This window comes from Bacillus sp. NSP9.1, from assembly GCF_000465465.2.
In the GTDB taxonomy this organism is placed as follows: Bacteria; Bacillota; Bacilli; order Bacillales; family Bacillaceae; genus Bacillus; species Bacillus sonorensis_A.
In genome coordinates this window covers 4169200-4185994 of record NZ_CP048273.1, presented here as the reverse complement: position 1 = coordinate 4185994, position 16795 = coordinate 4169200, and the positions used below count along the sequence as shown (strand labels likewise).

Below are 16795 nucleotides of genomic sequence, written 5' to 3'. Positions count from 1 at the left end.
GGGTGTATCCATGAAAGGGGGAACGATCATGAGCCAGTTCAAAAAAGAGCATGTACAGGACATTTATTACTTATCGCCGATGCAGGAAGGGATGCTGTTTCACACGCTGCTTCACCCTGGACAAGGTTTCTACATTGAACAGATCAGCATGCAGGTGAAGGGGTCCTTCCAAAAAGAGATTCTAGAAAAAAGCATGAATGTGATCATTGATAGATATGATATTTTCCGGTCCGTATTTGTACATGAAAAAATGAAAAGACCGGTTCAGGTCGTCTTAAAACAAAGAACCTTTGCAGTGCAAGAAATCGATTTAAGCGGGCTTTCTGAAAAAGAACAGAACGAAAAAATCGAAGAATATAAACAAAAAGACAAAGAAAAAGGCTTTCAACTCGCAAAAGACATTCCGATGAGAACCGCCATTTTCAAAAAAGGAACGGATCATTACGAATGGGTTTGGAGCTACCATCATATTTTGCTGGACGGCTGGTGCTTCGGCGTTGTTGTTCAGGAGCTTTTCAAAGTGTACAATGCGCTCCGCGACAACAAGCCTTACAGTCTGCCCCCAGTCAAACCGTACAAAGAATATATCAAATGGCTTGAACAGCAGGATAAGCAAACATCGCTGGCCTATTGGCAGACCTATTTAGACGGTTTTGAAGGACAGACAACCTTCAGAGAACAGCGGAATAAAACAGAACAACCCGTCAGTCAGCCCGAAGAGCTGCTGTTTACTCTGCCAAAGGAGGACACGGAAGCGTTCACACGGCTTGCAAAGGCTCACAACACGACATTGAGCACAGCTCTCCAGGCGGTATGGTCCGTGCTTTTGAGCCGTTATCAGCGATCGCGCGACCTGATCTTCGGTACAGTGGTATCGGGACGCCCCGCGGAAATCAATGGTGTGGAGCACATGGTCGGCCTCTTTATCAATGTCGTGCCGAAACGGGTGACATTCGGCGGGCAAACGACTTTTACGGAGCTGATCACCGATTTGCAGAAGCAGTCGCTCGAATCTGAGCCTCATCAATATGTGCCGCTTTATGACATCCAAAGCCATATCGGGGCGCCGGATTTAATCGACCACATCATCGTGTTTGAAAACTATCCGCTCCAAGAAGCCAACAAACAGCAGGAAGAAAAAAATCTCGGCTTTACAATGGGCGATGTCAGCGTCTTTGAAAAATCAAATTACGATCTGAATCTCCTTGCATCTCCAGGCGAGGAAATGCTGCTGAAGCTGGCTTACAACAGGAACGTCTATGACTCTGCATTCGCCGTCCGTCTCAAAGAACAGCTGCTAACCGCAATCCGGGAGATCGTCAGCAATCCGCATCAGCCGCTGGATGATATCAATGTGGTGCCGGAAGAGGAAAAAACGCGTCTGCTGTCTGAGTTGAATCCTCCGGCGGACGAAGAAAAAGCCAGACTGACACTGCCGCAATGGTTTGAACATTATGCGGAAGCCATCCCTGAACACCCTGCCGTTTCGGCAGCCGGACGAACACTTACATATGCCGAGCTGAACGAACAGGCGAACAGACTCGCCCGTCTGCTCCGCAAGAAGAACATCAGCAGGGACAAAGCCGTCGCCCTCTTTTTCCGGCGTTCACCGGAAATGGTCATCGCGATACTTGCGGTGTTAAAAGCGGGAGGTGCCTATTTGCCGATCGATCCGGAGTATCCGAGAGAGCGCATTCAATACATGCTTGAAGACAGCGGAGCGGTATGCCTGCTCACTCAGGAAGAGCTTCAGGATCAAGCGGCACAGCTTTCCTTCACAGGAGAAACGATTGCCATCGACGGTCCGGCCGCATCCGCAGAAAGCGGAGACAACCTTGAATTGGACGGGCGGCCGGAGACATTAGCTTATATCATGTACACATCGGGAACCACGGGCAAACCGAAAGGAAATTTGACGACGCACGCCAATATCGCTCGGGTCGTCAAAGAGACGAATTATATAGACATCACACAGCACGACACAGTGCTGTCTCTGTCAAACTATGCATTTGACGGTTTTACATTTGATCTGTACGGCGCACTGCTCAACGGAGGAAAATTGGTGATTGCTGATCAAAAGACCATTCTTCATATCAAGAAGCTGTCGGAAACGATTCAAAACGAAAACATCACGGTTATGTTTGCGACGACGGCGCTGTTCAACCTGCTTGTCGATGAGGGAACGGATTGGATGAAAGGCCTTCGCAAAGTGCTGTTTGGAGGCGAGCGTTCATCTGTCAGACATGTGAAAAAAGCGCTTGCCGCGATGGGGCATGATCGGATCATTCATGTATACGGCCCCACGGAAACGACCGTATTTGCGACATTTTATCCGGTCAACAGTGTGCCTGATACCGCCGTTTCCATCCCGATCGGCAAACCGTTGAACGAAACAGGGGCATACATTCTGACGGAAAACGGCCGGCTGCAGCCGCTGGGAGCGGTCGGGGAGCTGTGCATCAGCGGCGCCGGTGTATCGCGGGGCTACTTAAACAGGGCAGATTTGACGGCGGCAAAATTTGTTCCGCATCCGTTTCAGAGCGGTGACATCATGTATCGGACGGGCGACCTTGCCCGCTGGCTGCCGGATGGCAACATCGATTTCATCGGGCGGGTGGATGATCAGGTGAAAATCCGCGGACATCGGATCGAGATCGGCGAAATTGAAGAACAGCTTCTCCGCTTACAAAGCGTAAAAGAAGCCGTTGTTCTCACAAGACGAAGTGAGAGCGGGGATGCGGTTCTTGCCGCATATGTCGTTCCAACCCCTGAAGAAGATGTGTCAGAAGAGGCGCTTCGCCGCGGACTGGCCCGCCAGCTTCCGGCGTATATGGTGCCAGCGGGATTTGTCATCCTTGAAGAGCTTCCGCTGACGGAAAACGGCAAAGTCAATCGTCGGTTTCTGCCGGAAGCGACGGCACCTTCCGAAAAAGCTGATGATCGGGAGCCGCGCAATGAGACGGAGAACAAGCTTGCGGCCATTTGGTCGGACGTATTGGGGAGGCCAAAGATCGGCGTTGATGAGAACTTTTTTGAAATCGGCGGTCATTCATTGAAAGCAATGGCTGTCATTTCCCGTATTTTAAAGGAGCTTGGAGTCGACGTTCCGGTGCATGTCATGTTTGACAAGCCGACCATTGCGCATCTCGCGGCTTATATCGAAAACGGAGGGGAATCGGGCAAAGCGGGGAAAACCGTCTTCAATCCGGAAAGCAGCCGGCAGGTGTTTGCATTCCCGCCTGTCCTCGGGTATGGCGTGATGTACGGCAAACTTGCCGAACAATTGCCCGAATACAAGCTTTGCGCCTTTGATTTTATTGAAAGCGATGATCGGATCGAGCGCTTCGCTGAAGCCATCATCAATTTTCAGCCTGAGGGTCCATTGACATTGATGGGATATTCGGCCGGATGCGCCCTCGCGTTTGAAGTGGCGCAAGAGCTTGAAAAAAACGGACGGCAGGTTGAAAAACTGCTGATGATTGATTCCTATATGAAAAACGATGTCAGCGATTTAAAAGGACGTACGATTGAAGATGACGTGGCTCGACTGATGGAAGCCAACCAAGATAATGAATATCTGCAAATCAAGGCGGTTCAGCAAGGCATTTTCAAAAAGATGAGCGCGTATTATTCATACTTTGTGAACGTGATCCACCGGGGAAAAGTCGGCGCTGATATTCACTTGATCAAATCGGAAGAGACGAGTCCGCTTCCGGCATGGCTTTCCGCTTGGGAAGAAGGCACGAGCGCTTCTTGCCGCAGCTATCAAGGATGCGGGAAACATGATGAAATGCTTGCGGCAGAATTTGCCGAACGAAACGCAGAGCTCATCAAGCCGATTTTGGAAGGCCGTCCTGCAAGAGCAGGAGGTGTACGATAGGTGAATGATTTATTCAAACAGTTCGGATCGGCTCCGGGCGGCATTCAATTGATCTGCTTCCCGTTTGCCGGGGGCTATTCGGCATCATTCCGGCCGCTTTACGAACATTTGCAAACCGATTGCGAGGTGTGGGCGGCAGAACCGCCAGGGCACGGGACGAATCGCATGGAGCCTGTCGATGATTTGGAAAAGCTCGTCGACATGTATTTTACGGCGCTCAAGCCGAAGCTGCTCCGGCCATTTGTGCTGTTTGGCCACAGCATGGGAGGAATGGTCGTATACAGACTGACGCAAAAGCTTGAAAAAGAGGGGATCCATCCGCAAGCTGTCGTCATTTCAGCGATCCAGCCGCCTCATATCAAACGGAAAAAGGTTTCCGACTATGATGATGACGCCTTTCTCGATCACCTCGTCCAGCTGGGCGGAATACCTGAAGAACTGGTGAAGAACAGGGAGATGATCAACTTCTTCCTGCCTTCATTCAGAGCCGACTACAGAGCGCTCGAGACGTTCAGCCATAGTGACCATACAGTGGTTAGCTCGCCTGTCCATATGCTGAACGGGGAAAAGGATGACAAGTGTGTAAAAGATGCATTTGGCTGGAGGCAATGGGTGAAGAACATTGATTTTCATTATTTTACAGGCGGCCATATGTTTCTTCTCTCAGAAACAGAGCAGGTTGCCGCGCGCATCAGGTCGATCATTGCGTCGACCGGCAAAACCCCTGTATAAACCATGTAGAAAAAGCGGAAAATCGGTGGATACATGGCCGATTTTCCGCTTTTTTCATGTGTTGGCATATTTCTTTTTAGATTGAATGACAGTGGCGCCGACGATCCCGGTGATGATCATCACGCTTCCAAGCAAATGAAACCATTCCAGACTCTCTCCAAGCCATAGTATCCCCGCTAAAATCGTTACCAATGTAGCCAAATGATTAAACATGCTGATTTTCGCGGCTTCGATTTTGGACAGTGCGTAATTTGACAAAAACGATGTCGCAAACGATGATAATATGCCTAAATACAGAATGGACAGCAAAAATACCGGATCTGTGTAGGGGGCAAAGAAGCCGGAAATCGTGCCTGATGACAAATGTGTGACACCGGCCATGCCATTGAAAAAAAGAAAGCCCGCCCCGGTTGTTACATATGTTAATTCAAGAGAGCTGAAGGAGCGGGTCATCTTTCTCGCAAGCACGCTGTAAGCCGCCGAGGAAAGAGCCGAAAGCAAAATAAGCGCGGTTCCCCTTACGTCAGCGCCCCCGGCGCCAGCGCTTTTCATGAAAAAAATGGCGGCCACCCCCGCCGCTGACAGGACGGTGAAAAAAAACTGGCGTTTCGTGAACCGTTCCTTTAACACATAAGAAGCCAATATCATCGTGATAATCGGAATCGCCGCTTGAATGATGCCCGCTTCAGATGAAGACGTGTAGACGAGTCCAAACACTTGAAAGGCAAAAAACATGACGGGATAAAACAGCGCCAGCGGCAAGATCACCAGCACGTCTTTCAAGCTGAGCCTGATCTTGACCCAGCCGCAGATCACGGGAAAAAGCGCGGCCAAAAAGGCTGCGGTAAAACGGTGAGCGAGGATGTCCACCGGTTCTGCCGCCGTGAGCGCCAATTTAATAAAGAAAAAAGAAAATCCGATGATAAAAGCGTATAATAAAGCTGCAAGATAAGCAGATTTGTTCATGGTTTTCAACTCCGTGTGTATGCATGCAATACTGTAATTTAACCGGCTCTGTCATCTTATACGGAAGCGAACACCGGCACAATACAAAAAATACTGATCTGTACCGGTACAAATTTCAGACAAAGGGAGAAAAACATGCAAAAATACGTCGAGCTGATGAATGAACTGGAGGCTCTCATCGAAGGAAGATCGTATCAGGAAGGGGACAGGCTGCCGTCGATCCGGACGCTTGCCGCACAGTTTGGTGTGAGCAAAAGCACGGCGATTCGGGCGCTTGGGGAACTGGAGAAGCGGCATCTTATCTTTTCTGTGCCGAAAAGCGGCTATTACGTCGTCAAAAAAACGAAACAGCAGCTGGATAGAGGAGGGGACGTGATAGACTTCGCCGCGTCGGCTCCTGATCCGGATGTGTTTCCATACATTGATTTTCAGCATTGCATCAATCAGGCGATTGATACATACAAAAACGATTTGTTCATCTATGGAACGCCAAAAGGGCTTCCGTCATTAATAAAAGTCATCCGAAAAGAGCTGACAAACACTCAAGTGTTTACAAACGAGGACAATATTTTCATTACATCGGGCGTTCAGCAGGCGTTGGCATTGCTCGCCTCGATGCCGTTTCCGAACGGGAAGCGGAACATCCTCATTGAACAGCCGAGCTATCATTTATTGATCAAATACATTGAAGTCCACGGCCTCCCGGCAATCGGCATCGAACGGACGGCGCAAGGGATCGATATCGGACAATTGGAACGCCTCTTTCAAACGGAGGACATCAAATTCTTTTACACGATGCCGCGATTTCACAATCCGCTCGGAACCTCCTATACGGAACAGGAGAAAAAGAGCATCGTCAGACTTGCGGAAAAGTATGACGTATTTATCGTCGAGGATGATTTTCTCGGCGATCTGGAAGGGAATAAAAAGGCGGACCCGCTGTTTGCTTATGACGTCTCTTCACACGTCATCTATTTAAAAAGCTTTTCCAAAGTGATGTTTCCGGGTCTGCGCGTCGGGGTGGCCGTTCTGCCTGATTCGCTGACAGCGGTCTTCAATCAGTATAAACAGCTGCTTGACATCGACAGTTCGATGCTGTCCCAGGCCGCTCTGGAAATCTATTTGAAAAGCGGGATGTTTGAAAAGCATAAGCAAAAAATCCGTTCTTCGTACGAAAAAAGATCACGCCTGCTGCATGCCCGATTACAAGACCATTTCGCGTCGGCAGGGACTGGGGTTGATTTTCAACCCGCTCTCCAGCCCTGCATTCACACACACCTTGCATTAGACCGAAATCTTTCGGCTTCCCGCCTGATCAAAAGCATGAAAAAGCGCAATGTCCTGCTGGAGCCGATTACGCCTCATTATTTATCATCCTTCGAAAAACGGAATCTATTAAAAATCAATACATCCAATGTCAAGGAAGCAGACATTCGGCGCGGGATCGAACAATTGAAGCAGGCGGTCGACACGGCCCGCTATTAAACGGAAGCGGGCCCGGTATCATCCGTTTAACAGATCTTCATATGTTAACAAGACAACATCTTTGGGAAAGTCTTGTGACTCAGAGCAAACCGCCATTTTATAACCGGGATCAATCTCATACACTTGAAGATGGCAGGGAGGGTAATCAGGCGGCGTTTCAATTGAGGCGCGCCCTCCTTCTCCAAGTTTGACGGAAAAAGAATCGAGCGGCAGTGACAGACCTTTTCCCGCCAGCTTAATAAAGCTTTCCTTCATTGTCCAAAGATGATAAAAATAAGATAGGCGTTCGGACTCACGTTTCTCCAGCAGATCGCGATGTTCAGCGGGGGAGAAAAACCGCTGTGCAATATCGAAATTGATCGGTTTGATTTTCTCGACATCCACCCCGATCGGTCTCCTTCCGACCCCGCATATGATCCATTTTCCCGAGTGGGAGGTATTAAAATGAAAGTCAGGCAGGTCTTCGGCTGACGGTTTTCCGTAACGTCCCTCGGTGAATGTGATCTGCTCATTCGGCAAATCGAATGTTTTTTTGATGATATGCCTGATCACGACTTCTCCGATCAGCGTCCGATTTGCATCCTCAGGAAATCTGTATCTGTTGACTTTTTTTCTTTTATCGTCAGACACCATAGCCATCATCCGTTCAAATTGGTCGGGCCCGGGCAGCTGATCGATATAAACAGCGTAAATCTTCATCAAATTGAACCTCTTCACGTGATTTTTTCTTATCTTTGATTTTAGCAAACAGGCGGCTGGAAAGACAGAAAAGAATGGAGCGAAATACATATGATCAACGGAACTTTAATAAAAGATACCTTTTCCGGCAGGGATCTTTTCATCTATCTGCCTCCTTCATACCGAAATGGAACCAAACGGTATCCCGCCCTATATGTGCAGGACCGGGGAGATGTTTTCGATCCGGCATACACGAGCAGCCTATCAGCCATCGAAAAGCTGTTTTCAAATCGCGACATTCCGGAATTGCTGCTGATCGGTGTTGCTTCAGAAGACAGAGAAAGCGAATACACGCCGTTTTCCGCACCGCATTTGATCAAGCCTGACCACATGTACGGCGGACAGGGCGCTTTGTATGCCGATTTTTTGGCAAATGAGTTAAAGCCGTATATCGATCGGCACTATCAGACAGACCCAAGCCGTGAAAGCACGGGGATCATCGGAAAGTCATTCGGCGGACTGATCTCGATCTACACCGGATACCGCGCATCGGAAACCTTCGGGAAGATCGGTTCTTTGTCAGGTTCCTTCTGGTTTCCGGGAATGATCGAATGGATGAGGAGTCAACACTTCAAAAATGCGAATCTGCGCATCTATATGGATGTCGGGAGCACGGAAGGGACAGACCGCAGCAATCTCCAGAAAGAAATGATACCGAGAACTAAGGAGGCTTACCGCATTTTGCAAGAAAGCGCGGCTTTTCGGAAAGACCTTACATTTGTTCTCGATGAAGGCGGGGCTCACCGGCTTGAAAGGTTTGCTGATCGGTTCCCGGAAGCGGTCAAATGGCTGTTTGGCTCCTGTCAGAACAACGCACAGAATGACAGGAGCCTCTCAAACAGGGCTGTTATGATGAAAAAACGGAAGGAGAAAAACAATGGAAATCCTGAATCGTTTGGCTGAAAGCATTGACTATATTGAGGAGCACCTCGATCAAGAGCTGCGGCATGAGGATATCGCCAAGATCGCCTACTGCTCAAAATTTCATTTTCAACGCATGTTTTACATGCTGACAGGCGTCACCCTTGCCGAATACATTCGCAACCGCAGACTGACGGTCGCCGCCCAGGAACTGGCCGCCTCAGATGTAAAAGTCATTGATGCGGCCCTCAAGTATGGCTACAATACACCGGAATCATTTTCAAAAGCATTCAGCAGGCTGCACGGAATGAGCCCGTCCCAGGCGCGTGAAGAAGGCCGGACGCTTCGGGCGTTTCCCCGTCTTTCCTTTCAAATCCAAATCAAAGGAGCAGAGGACATGAATTACAAAATTGTTGATAAAGAATCGTTTCAAGTGATCGGCAAAGTGTTGGAAGTCACGGTGAAGGATGGTCAAAACCAAACGCTGATTCCGGCTTTTTGGGATGAATTAAATCAAAACGGGTTCACCGATTCTTTACAGCCATACGCCGGACCACTCGGCTTTCTCGGCGTCTGCATGGATTTCAACGACCAAGCTGAAACGTTCAACTATGTTATAGGGGTCGAAAAAACAACCGATGACCTTCCCAAAGGCTGTATCGTCAAAGACATTCCCGCCGCGACCTGGGCTGTGTTTGAGGCCGCAGGCCCCGTCGATGAAGCCGTAAACCAAACGTGGGAGCGGATTTTCTCGGAATGGTTCCCGGCGACAGGCTATGAGCTGGCCCATGCTCCGCAGTTTGAATCATATCCTGAAGACGGCGATGTCACATCGGCTGATCATGTGACTGAGATTTGGATACCGGTTGTGAAAAAAGCGTAATCGAGTGAAACGCCTGAGCATTCACCACCCATGCTAGGGACAAGATAGGAGCGGTTTCCATAGATATTAGGCAAACTTAAGAGGACTTGAGGCATGACGATTCATCTATTGATATTGACCTTTACCATTTAAAAAAGGATGAAAAGTCTGGAAGAATGCGAGATCGAAAGACAACTCTAAAATTGTAATGAAAATAAGAAAAGCAGGACGCGCGGGCCTGCTTTTCTCATCCGTTTTTCTTCAATGACACATGTACAGGCCGGGCTGTTTTCGGCCGCCGTCCAGCCATTGTAAAGGAAAGCAGCTGTTTGGACTGCGGCAGGGAAAAGCGCAAAATCAAGCCTGTCATGATGGCGGTCAGGACGGTTCCGATTCCGATCGGTCCGCCGAGCAGCCAGCCGATGAACAAAATCGTCAGTTCCATTCCGTTGCGGACCCATTGAACATTCCAGCCCGTTTTCTCCGAGATCAAAAGCATCAGGGAGTCGCGGGGGCCGGCCCCGAGATCTGCCGATACATAAATGCCAACCCCGTACCCGATAAAAATGACGCCCAGAAAGAATACGACAGTGGCAGACAAGAGCGTCTCCGGATCGGGCAGAATATAATTAAAAAAATCTATAAAAATACCGATTAACAACATGTTTAATACGGCGCCGATTTTCGGCCATGCCTTCGTAAACAATGATGTTAAGCCTACGATGACGGCTCCGACAATGATCGCCCATTGGCCGACAGAAAGCCCAAGCAGCATGAACAGGCCGTAATGGAATGCATCCCACGGACCGATGCCGAGCACCTTTCCTTCAATCGTAAGAGAAACCCCAAAAGACAAAACAAGCAATCCGACAAAATAAAAAAGCCAGCGCAGAACAAGTTCCCGCTTCAATGGATTCCCCTCTTTCCAAAAAAACAATCGAATGTCATTGTAACACAATCCGCTCGTCAGCAGAATAGGAATTATGCCCTCGCTGCCGGCAGGCAAGCATTCTTAGATGCTTGAACACATTGATGAGAGCGGATTTGGGATGGATCCAATCATTTCCTTTCAGAAGGGGAGGAACAGCCCTGCGGTCTGTCCCTAATGGTGGAGTATCACCTTTTTGCCCGTCTCGGCCGACTTGCGTACTGCATCCAACAGCTCATGCAGCTTCACAGCATCGTGAAAGTCGGGAATGTCCCATGTATTGGCCAAAATATCTTTTGCCAAAACATGATACGCTCTGTCGACATAACCTGCGGGATTCATGTCTTTTTCCGATGAGCGGCTGATTTCTTTCCAATGGATATCCTCAGCGCCGCCGATGTGCTCCGCTTTTTCAAGTTTGAGACGGCCGAACTGGACGTGTCCTAAGGAACGCTCCTGTGTCAGGCGAAAAGCGCCTTTTTCCCCTTGGATTTCTAAACGAAATGCCGGTAAAACCCCGCCTTCAATATGAATGGAAGCTGATGCGCCGTTTGTGAGTGTCCCGTTTATCACGATTTGGTCAGCGGTGTTTTTTCGGGTTTTTTCACCGGTTTCCTGGAGAACGGCTTCTGCATAATTCATATTCATGATGGATGACAGTTCCTTAAAGTCACCCAGGATGTAGCAAAGCGCATCAAGTGAATGTCCGCCGTTGATCGCTAAAAGGTCTGCGCCATTTTTTTTTTCTAGAAGGTAGCTGTTTTTCAGGTCGGCTGTTCCGCCTTTTCCTTGTGTGGCGACACGCATTGTGCTGGAGAGCACCCTGCCGATTTCGCCCTTTTTGATCGCCTGCTTCATGTACTTGATTTCCGGAGATTGTCTCGCCTGCAATCCGACGGCATGATGGATGTTTGCTTGTTCAGCCGAATCCGCCAATTCTTTGGCTTGTTGGGTGCTGACACCGAGCGGCCATTCGCAGTAGATGTGTTTATGCGCCGCGATGGCTGCGATTGCAGCTTCATAATGAAAAGGAACCTTGACACTGACGACGACTAGATCGACCTCTTTTGCAGCCGCCAATGCCCGGTGAACTGTAAAGGCAAGTGGTGCGTTGATGGCGGCCGCGCTCTTGTTTGCGGTGTCGATGTTGGACGTTCCGATTGCGGTGATGCGAAAATGCGGGCTGTCCTTTAGAACCGGAATGTGGGTGCGGCTGGCCCATTGGTTATTCATCGAGCCTCCGATGATGCCCGTGTTGATTGTGCGATGTTTCATGAATGATCCCTCCTACGCCGATATGTGGCAAGTTTTGAGCTAATTCAAGTATAATGAGGGATGGTCATCATGAAAAATGTTAATAAATGATGCTGCTATCATTTTTTCTGATAAGGAGGCGTAAACCGCTGGACATTGAAAATATGAAGGCATTCTTGTCGGCCGCTGAGCTGCAAAGCATTTCGGCCGCCGCCGCAAAGCTGAATCATCTCCAATCAAATATGACGGCAAAAATTAAAAAAATAGAAGCCCATTACCAGCAGGAATTGTTTATCAGAAGCTCAAAAGGGGTTCAGCTGACAAAAGAGGGAAAAGTGCTCTACGATCAGTTTAAAAAAATGCTCCTCCTGTGGGAAGAAACCGAAAGCAAGATGAAAACGCAGGAACAAAAACTCCGAATCGGCACGATGATGTCTGTCGGCGGAACGCGGCTGGCAAGCTCTTTAAGCCGTCTTTATCACATGTATCCGAACTTATCGGTGACATTAAAAACGGGCAATACAGAATATATTGAGGAGCAGCTTCTGCTTGGACATATTGATGTGGCTTACACCATCGGATCGATGGAAAACAAGAATATCCACTATCAAAAATCCGGTGTTGAAGAAATGATCGTGATCGGAGGAGGCATCGATGACAGCACATGCTTGGAAGACTATTTAGAGGGGAAAAACCTGCTTGTGCTTTCAGATAAGTGTCTATATCTCTCCATCCTGGAAAGCCTTTTTGCAGAAAGAAATATCAGGCATGGAGAATTGATCGAGCTCGGCGATATGCAGACGCTTGTACAGCTTGCCTCTATCGGCATGGGGATTTCCCTCGTCTCCAAACGAGTCGCCAAACGCTTCAAGATCACACGGTTTTTAGAGGTGCCCCCGATGCACCGGTATATCGATATGTATATGATCACCCGATTAAATCATAAGCTGACACCGATAGAAAAACAGTTCACAGAGCTGAGTCATACCCTTGCAGAGGAATGAGAACACCATAAATGTAAAATGTTGTGATATAATGAGTAAAAAAAGGATGATTCAGTTGCTGATCATATTAAGGTTCATCAGTCTGTTTTTATTAGCCGCCATCCTGTTGATGGTGGTGTCAGCATATGCGCCTTTTCTGCTTGTCCCTCTTTGGATCGCTTTCATCATCGCTCTTGTTGTTTGTCTGTATCTTGTCCTGAAAATTGAAATAAAAGCCTTAAAAAAGGGAACGAAAAAGAATTGAATTTAATGATGGATCAATGGTCCTGTATCTCGTTGTAAACTTCTTAACAAAATGATGTTAAGAAGTTTTTTTATTGAAAAGAAAAGTAAAAGATAAAACAATTTCATGAACATTGGCGTAAATTTCTAAAGAATTGGGATATATTGACCGATATCGCGTGTGTGATGTTTTTTTGAAATATAAAAAGACAAGGCAGGAGAGAGAGAAACATGCAGCAACCGAGTACAGCGGATGTACAGAAATGGTTTCCGAGCGAAGACGGAAATGAAGCGAAAAGACATGAATTCCTCAATTTGATCGAACAGCTCATTCATGGGGTGGACAAGCTGAAAAACCCCGAACAAGTCAACCTTAAAGGTGAAAAGAACCGCGATGGCCTGTTTTATGAAACACTTGTTTCTGAAAGTCGGATTCCGGATTCGGGCATGCCGATGAAAGAAGTCAACGAAGACCTGTTAAAGCTTTTGCATGGACATCCTTACCACTCAAAATACTTTTTTACAAACATTTTGCCGATGGCGAGCATTCCGGGGATTTTAGGCATGCTTGCGGCCTTTATGGTCAACGGCAACAATCTGTGGGATGTGTACGGCCCTGCCGGAGCCGAGGCGGAAGTGAAGGTCACCGCGATGATGTCAAAGCTTGCCGGTTATGATGCCGAAAAAAGCGGGGGCTACACAACCTGGGGAGGACAGGGGGCTGTCTACAGCGGCCTGCGGATCGCGATTGCCAAAATGGCACCTTCTTCCCTTAAAGAGGGCGTGCCCGCAAACTTCTATGCTTTCTGTTCTGAAGCGGCCCATTACAGCTTGTACAAATCAATGGAAGCAGCCGGGCTTGGCAGCGATCATCTCATCAAAGTCAAAACCCATCCCGATCATTCGATGGATACGGAAGATTTGCGGCAAAAACTGAGGCAGGTTTATGAAAACGGAGGTGTTCCTGTTTATATCGTGGCCACAACGGGGACGACGGATGCGATCGGGATTGATGATGTCAGCGCGGTCCGGCTTGCCGCTGAGGAAACGGCCGGGGAATTCGGAATGCAGGTTCCCCATATTCACGCAGATTCAGCTTTGGGCGGATTTTTTGCGTTTTTTAACGAGTACGATCTTGGTGAGAACGCTTTATCTTTCAGCCCCGGCGTCATCAGGATGATCAAAGCGATTCAAAGGAAAATGCGGCATTTGCATGCAGCCGACTCACTGTGCTTTGACTTTCAGAAGCTCGGACAGACACCTTATGTGACCAGTCTGTTTCTCGTGAAGGACGCCGCTGATTTGAAGCGGGTCGATCTTGACCCGGATGAGACGCCGTATGTCGGCCACCGCGGCTACGGTGACTATCATACGGGATATACGCTGGAATGTTCGCGGATGGCGAGCTCGATCAGCATGTACAGCGCGCTGATGGCGTTTGGAATTGAAGGCTATCAAAAACTGATCGGCCAGTTTCTTGAGGTCAACCTCCATTTTCGCGAACAGCTCGCACGCCGCATTCCGGAGGCGGAGATCATGAATCCGGACAACTGCGGCATGTCGACACTGTTCCGGATTTATCCGGAAGGCGCCCCGAGACGTGCCGAAGAGATTGCTGGAGAGTGCACCGTAGAAGAGCTGAAAAGAAACAATGCACTGAATGAAAAACTATTTGAAAAGCTCGGAGCAAAGCGGGAGAAAATGTTTTTTGGCGACACGAAAAAACATTTGCTGGTGGGAACCCGGGAAGGGCTTGAGGTTCCCCTTTCAGTCAGCAAGTTTTTCGTCATTTCTCCTTATACAAAACTTGAGCATGTTCCGGAAATTATTGATTACTTAAAAGAAAATGTTGCGGAAGTCTGCCGGGAGTATGGCTCCCTCGCGGCGTATTAACAAAAGGGGATATAACGATGAAAAAACTAATGGAACACATTTCAGCCAAAATCATGATCGGCGTCGCGCTGGTGCTGATTATTACGATTGCAAGTTTTTCCGCAGTTTTTACGGTCATTAGCAACGATTTGTCAGAACAGCTAAAAGAGCAGTTTCAAAACCGTCTGTATACCGATATTCACCTTGCCGAAAACCAAATCAGCCGTATCGATGGAAATGTGCTTGATATCGATTCAACTGACAGCCCGCTTTACAAGGAGACGAAACATGCGGTGAATCAGCTGAAAAAGAAAAACAAGCTGGAAAATCTTTATATCCTCTCCAATCAAGGAGGCAAGGAGCGGATTGTCGTTTTATCAGATACAGCAGATGATTTCGGGACCTCATACGCCTTTTCAGATGAAATGAAGGACGCTTTGGCAAACAATAAAGAGACGATCAGCGATGTTTATGAGGATCAATACGGCATTCATCAGTCGATTTTTCTGCCGCTGACAGACAGCTCAGGGGAACAGACGGGGATTTTGGGCATTGATTTGGACGCCTCGGTCATTCCGGCTACAGCAGCAAAAGCTAAATGGTACACGCTCGGAATCGCGGCATTTGTCATGCTGATCGGCATGCTCATGGCTTATTTCCTCGGCACTTATATCGCAAAACCGATCAGGCAGCTGATGAAGGCTTCAGAAAAGATCGCCGACGGTGATCTATCAGCGCAAATCTCTGTCAAAAGCCGTGATGAAGCAGGCAAATTGGCTGAATCATTTCAGCGGATGAATGAAAATCTGAAACAATTGATCGGCCAGATTTCCGCCTCATCGCAAGAAGTGTCCAACACCAGCCTTCAGCTGAAAAACGTATCGTCCGAATCAAGCGAAAGCGCCCAGCAGGTGGCTGAGTCGATGAACAGCATGAGCGAAGGGATCAACGAGGTCGTCTCATCTGTGACAGATTGCCATACATCGGCCGCTGAAATCGACCGGCAGATCGCAAACGTCACGGAAAAGGTCAACGAGATGAAGGAGGTTGCAGAAGGCGTCAGCAAGGATTCCAAGACGGGGCAGGAGCTTGTGGAAGAAACATTGCATCAGACCCAAACGATTAAAAACGTGATGGAAGAGTCCAAAAATGCGGCGAAGGATATGCAGAGTCATACAGAGGAAATCGAAAAAGTGATCGGAATGATTTCTTCAATTGCCGAACAGACGAATTTGCTGGCGCTGAACGCTTCAATCGAAGCTGCCCGCGTCGGTGAGGAAGGTCAAGGTTTTGCCGTTGTCGCCGGGGAAGTCAGAAAGCTGTCCGAACGCTCGGCGGAAGCCGCTTTATCCGTTTCCCAGCTTGTTGCGGGCACCCAGGAAAGCAGCCGTCTTGTAATGGAACGCATTCAAGAGGGCGGTGAAGCGGTCGATAGAGGGCAGATTTTAATGAATGGCACATATGAGAATTTTTCCGGCATTTTTAAAGGGATATCGCAATTTGCTGAACGAACGGATCAATTGCTGAAATCCTTATTAAAAGTGGAAGAATCTTATCAAAGCATTTCTTCCGCCATGGAGCAGATATCAGCCGTAACGGAAGAGCAGGCGGCAGGCTCGGAAGAAGTGGCGGCCGCAGCTGAACAACAGAGCGCCGGCATGCAGGAAATCGCCTCGGCGATTCAGCAGCTGTCATCTTTGTCCGAAGAATTGCGTCAAGAGGCGTCCAAGTTTAAATTAGAGGAATAAAAAAAGACAGCCTGATCAACGGAGGTCAGGCTGTTCTAACCTTGGTATTCGACTATATAAAGACGAAAGGAAAACACAAAACCGCAAGATATCAGTGATTTCACTGTATTATGCAAGGGGTTTTCGAAGGGTTTTTAGAATTAAATCGATTTTTTGGTGCCAAATTTGGTATCACCGACATTCCTTAGTTCAATAGAAAATCCCCCTTATTTGTTTTAAAAGGAAATGTTCGTTTTAAAACAA

13 protein-coding genes are annotated in these 16795 nt (G+C 48.2%); 9 read left to right on the top strand and 4 right to left on the bottom strand.

Annotation, left to right across the window (positions count from 1 at the left end; all coding sequences use genetic code 11):
- The first annotated feature begins 28 nt into the window (after positions 1 to 28).
- Both M654_RS21680 and M654_RS21675 read left to right on the top strand, forming a co-directional pair.
- The gene (locus tag M654_RS21680) at positions 29 to 3880 is read left to right on the top strand and encodes a non-ribosomal peptide synthetase (protein WP_026585850.1); all 3852 of its coding nucleotides are present in this window, start codon (positions 29 to 31) and stop codon (positions 3878 to 3880) included.
- Complete coding sequence (locus M654_RS21675) at positions 3881 to 4612, top strand: thioesterase II family protein (RefSeq protein WP_026585851.1); 732 nt, start codon at positions 3881 to 3883, stop codon at positions 4610 to 4612.
- Positions 4613 to 4666: 54 nt separating this feature from the next.
- On the opposite strand, the gene M654_RS21670 is transcribed toward M654_RS21675, so the two are convergent.
- Positions 4667 to 5578: a DMT family transporter gene (locus tag M654_RS21670; RefSeq protein WP_026585852.1), complete on the bottom strand. Its 912-nt coding sequence runs from the start codon at positions 5576 to 5578 to the stop codon at positions 4667 to 4669.
- Positions 5579 to 5713: 135 nt separating this feature from the next.
- Between M654_RS21670 and M654_RS21665 the strand changes: the two genes are divergently transcribed.
- Positions 5714 to 7063: an aminotransferase-like domain-containing protein gene (locus M654_RS21665; RefSeq protein ID WP_026585853.1), complete on the top strand. Its 1350-nt coding sequence runs from the start codon at positions 5714 to 5716 to the stop codon at positions 7061 to 7063.
- A gap of 18 nt (positions 7064 to 7081) precedes the next feature.
- On the opposite strand, the gene M654_RS21660 is transcribed toward M654_RS21665, so the two are convergent.
- On the bottom strand, positions 7082 to 7762 hold the full coding sequence (locus M654_RS21660) for a 4'-phosphopantetheinyl transferase family protein (protein WP_026585854.1): 681 nt from the start codon (positions 7760 to 7762) through the stop codon (positions 7082 to 7084).
- Between the two features lie 90 nt (positions 7763 to 7852).
- Here M654_RS21660 and M654_RS21655 point away from each other — a divergent pair, with 90 nt between their 5' ends.
- Positions 7853 to 8704: an alpha/beta hydrolase gene (locus tag M654_RS21655; RefSeq protein ID WP_081692814.1), complete on the top strand. Its 852-nt coding sequence runs from the start codon at positions 7853 to 7855 to the stop codon at positions 8702 to 8704.
- Complete coding sequence (locus M654_RS21650) at positions 8679 to 9545, top strand: AraC family transcriptional regulator (RefSeq protein WP_026585855.1); 867 nt, start codon at positions 8679 to 8681, stop codon at positions 9543 to 9545. The genes M654_RS21655 and M654_RS21650 overlap by 26 nt, the downstream gene beginning before the upstream one ends.
- Positions 9546 to 9771: 226 nt before the next feature.
- Here M654_RS21650 and M654_RS21645 read toward each other — a convergent pair whose 3' ends face one another.
- Positions 9772 to 10434, bottom strand: coding sequence for a YczE/YyaS/YitT family protein (locus tag M654_RS21645; protein ID WP_026585856.1), 663 nt, complete (start codon positions 10432 to 10434; stop codon positions 9772 to 9774).
- 192 nt (positions 10435 to 10626) lie between these two features.
- Complete coding sequence (locus M654_RS21640) at positions 10627 to 11727, bottom strand: Gfo/Idh/MocA family protein (protein WP_026585857.1); 1101 nt, start codon at positions 11725 to 11727, stop codon at positions 10627 to 10629.
- Between the two features lie 143 nt (positions 11728 to 11870).
- Between M654_RS21640 and M654_RS21635 the strand changes: the two genes are divergently transcribed.
- The 4 genes from M654_RS21635 (at position 11871) to M654_RS21620 (ending at position 16552) form a co-directional block, all read left to right on the top strand.
- Positions 11871 to 12710, top strand: a complete 840-nt coding sequence (locus tag M654_RS21635; RefSeq protein WP_328700225.1) for a LysR family transcriptional regulator — start codon at positions 11871 to 11873, stop codon at positions 12708 to 12710.
- A gap of 55 nt (positions 12711 to 12765) precedes the next feature.
- Positions 12766 to 12954, top strand: coding sequence for a hypothetical protein (locus M654_RS21630; protein WP_026585859.1), 189 nt, complete (start codon positions 12766 to 12768; stop codon positions 12952 to 12954).
- Between the two features lie 209 nt (positions 12955 to 13163).
- On the top strand, positions 13164 to 14825 hold the full coding sequence (locus tag M654_RS21625) for a pyridoxal phosphate-dependent decarboxylase family protein (RefSeq protein ID WP_026585860.1): 1662 nt from the start codon (positions 13164 to 13166) through the stop codon (positions 14823 to 14825).
- Between the two features lie 17 nt (positions 14826 to 14842).
- Positions 14843 to 16552: a methyl-accepting chemotaxis protein gene (locus M654_RS21620; protein WP_026585861.1), complete on the top strand. Its 1710-nt coding sequence runs from the start codon at positions 14843 to 14845 to the stop codon at positions 16550 to 16552.
- Positions 16553 to 16795 lie beyond the last annotated feature (243 nt).

Excerpts from the sequence above, each read along its gene's own strand:
- M654_RS21680 (WP_026585850.1), top strand. The coding sequence starts at position 29 with ATGAGCCAGTTCAAAAAAGAGCATGTACAGGACATTTATTACTTATCG.
- M654_RS21625 (WP_026585860.1), top strand. The coding sequence starts at position 13,164 with ATGCAGCAACCGAGTACAGCGGATGTACAGAAATGGTTTCCGAGCGAA.
- M654_RS21620 (WP_026585861.1), top strand. The coding sequence starts at position 14,843 with ATGAAAAAACTAATGGAACACATTTCAGCCAAAATCATGATCGGCGTC.
- M654_RS21635 (WP_328700225.1), top strand. The coding sequence starts at position 11,871 with ATGAAGGCATTCTTGTCGGCCGCTGAGCTGCAAAGCATTTCGGCCGCC.
- M654_RS21640 (WP_026585857.1), bottom strand. The coding sequence starts at position 11,727 with ATGAAACATCGCACAATCAACACGGGCATCATCGGAGGCTCGATGAAT.
- M654_RS21660 (WP_026585854.1), bottom strand. The coding sequence starts at position 7,762 with ATGAAGATTTACGCTGTTTATATCGATCAGCTGCCCGGGCCCGACCAA.
- M654_RS21650 (WP_026585855.1), top strand. The coding sequence starts at position 8,679 with ATGGAAATCCTGAATCGTTTGGCTGAAAGCATTGACTATATTGAGGAG.
- M654_RS21665 (WP_026585853.1), top strand. The coding sequence starts at position 5,714 with ATGCAAAAATACGTCGAGCTGATGAATGAACTGGAGGCTCTCATCGAA.
- M654_RS21655 (WP_081692814.1), top strand. The coding sequence starts at position 7,853 with ATGATCAACGGAACTTTAATAAAAGATACCTTTTCCGGCAGGGATCTT.
- M654_RS21670 (WP_026585852.1), bottom strand. The coding sequence starts at position 5,578 with ATGAACAAATCTGCTTATCTTGCAGCTTTATTATACGCTTTTATCATC.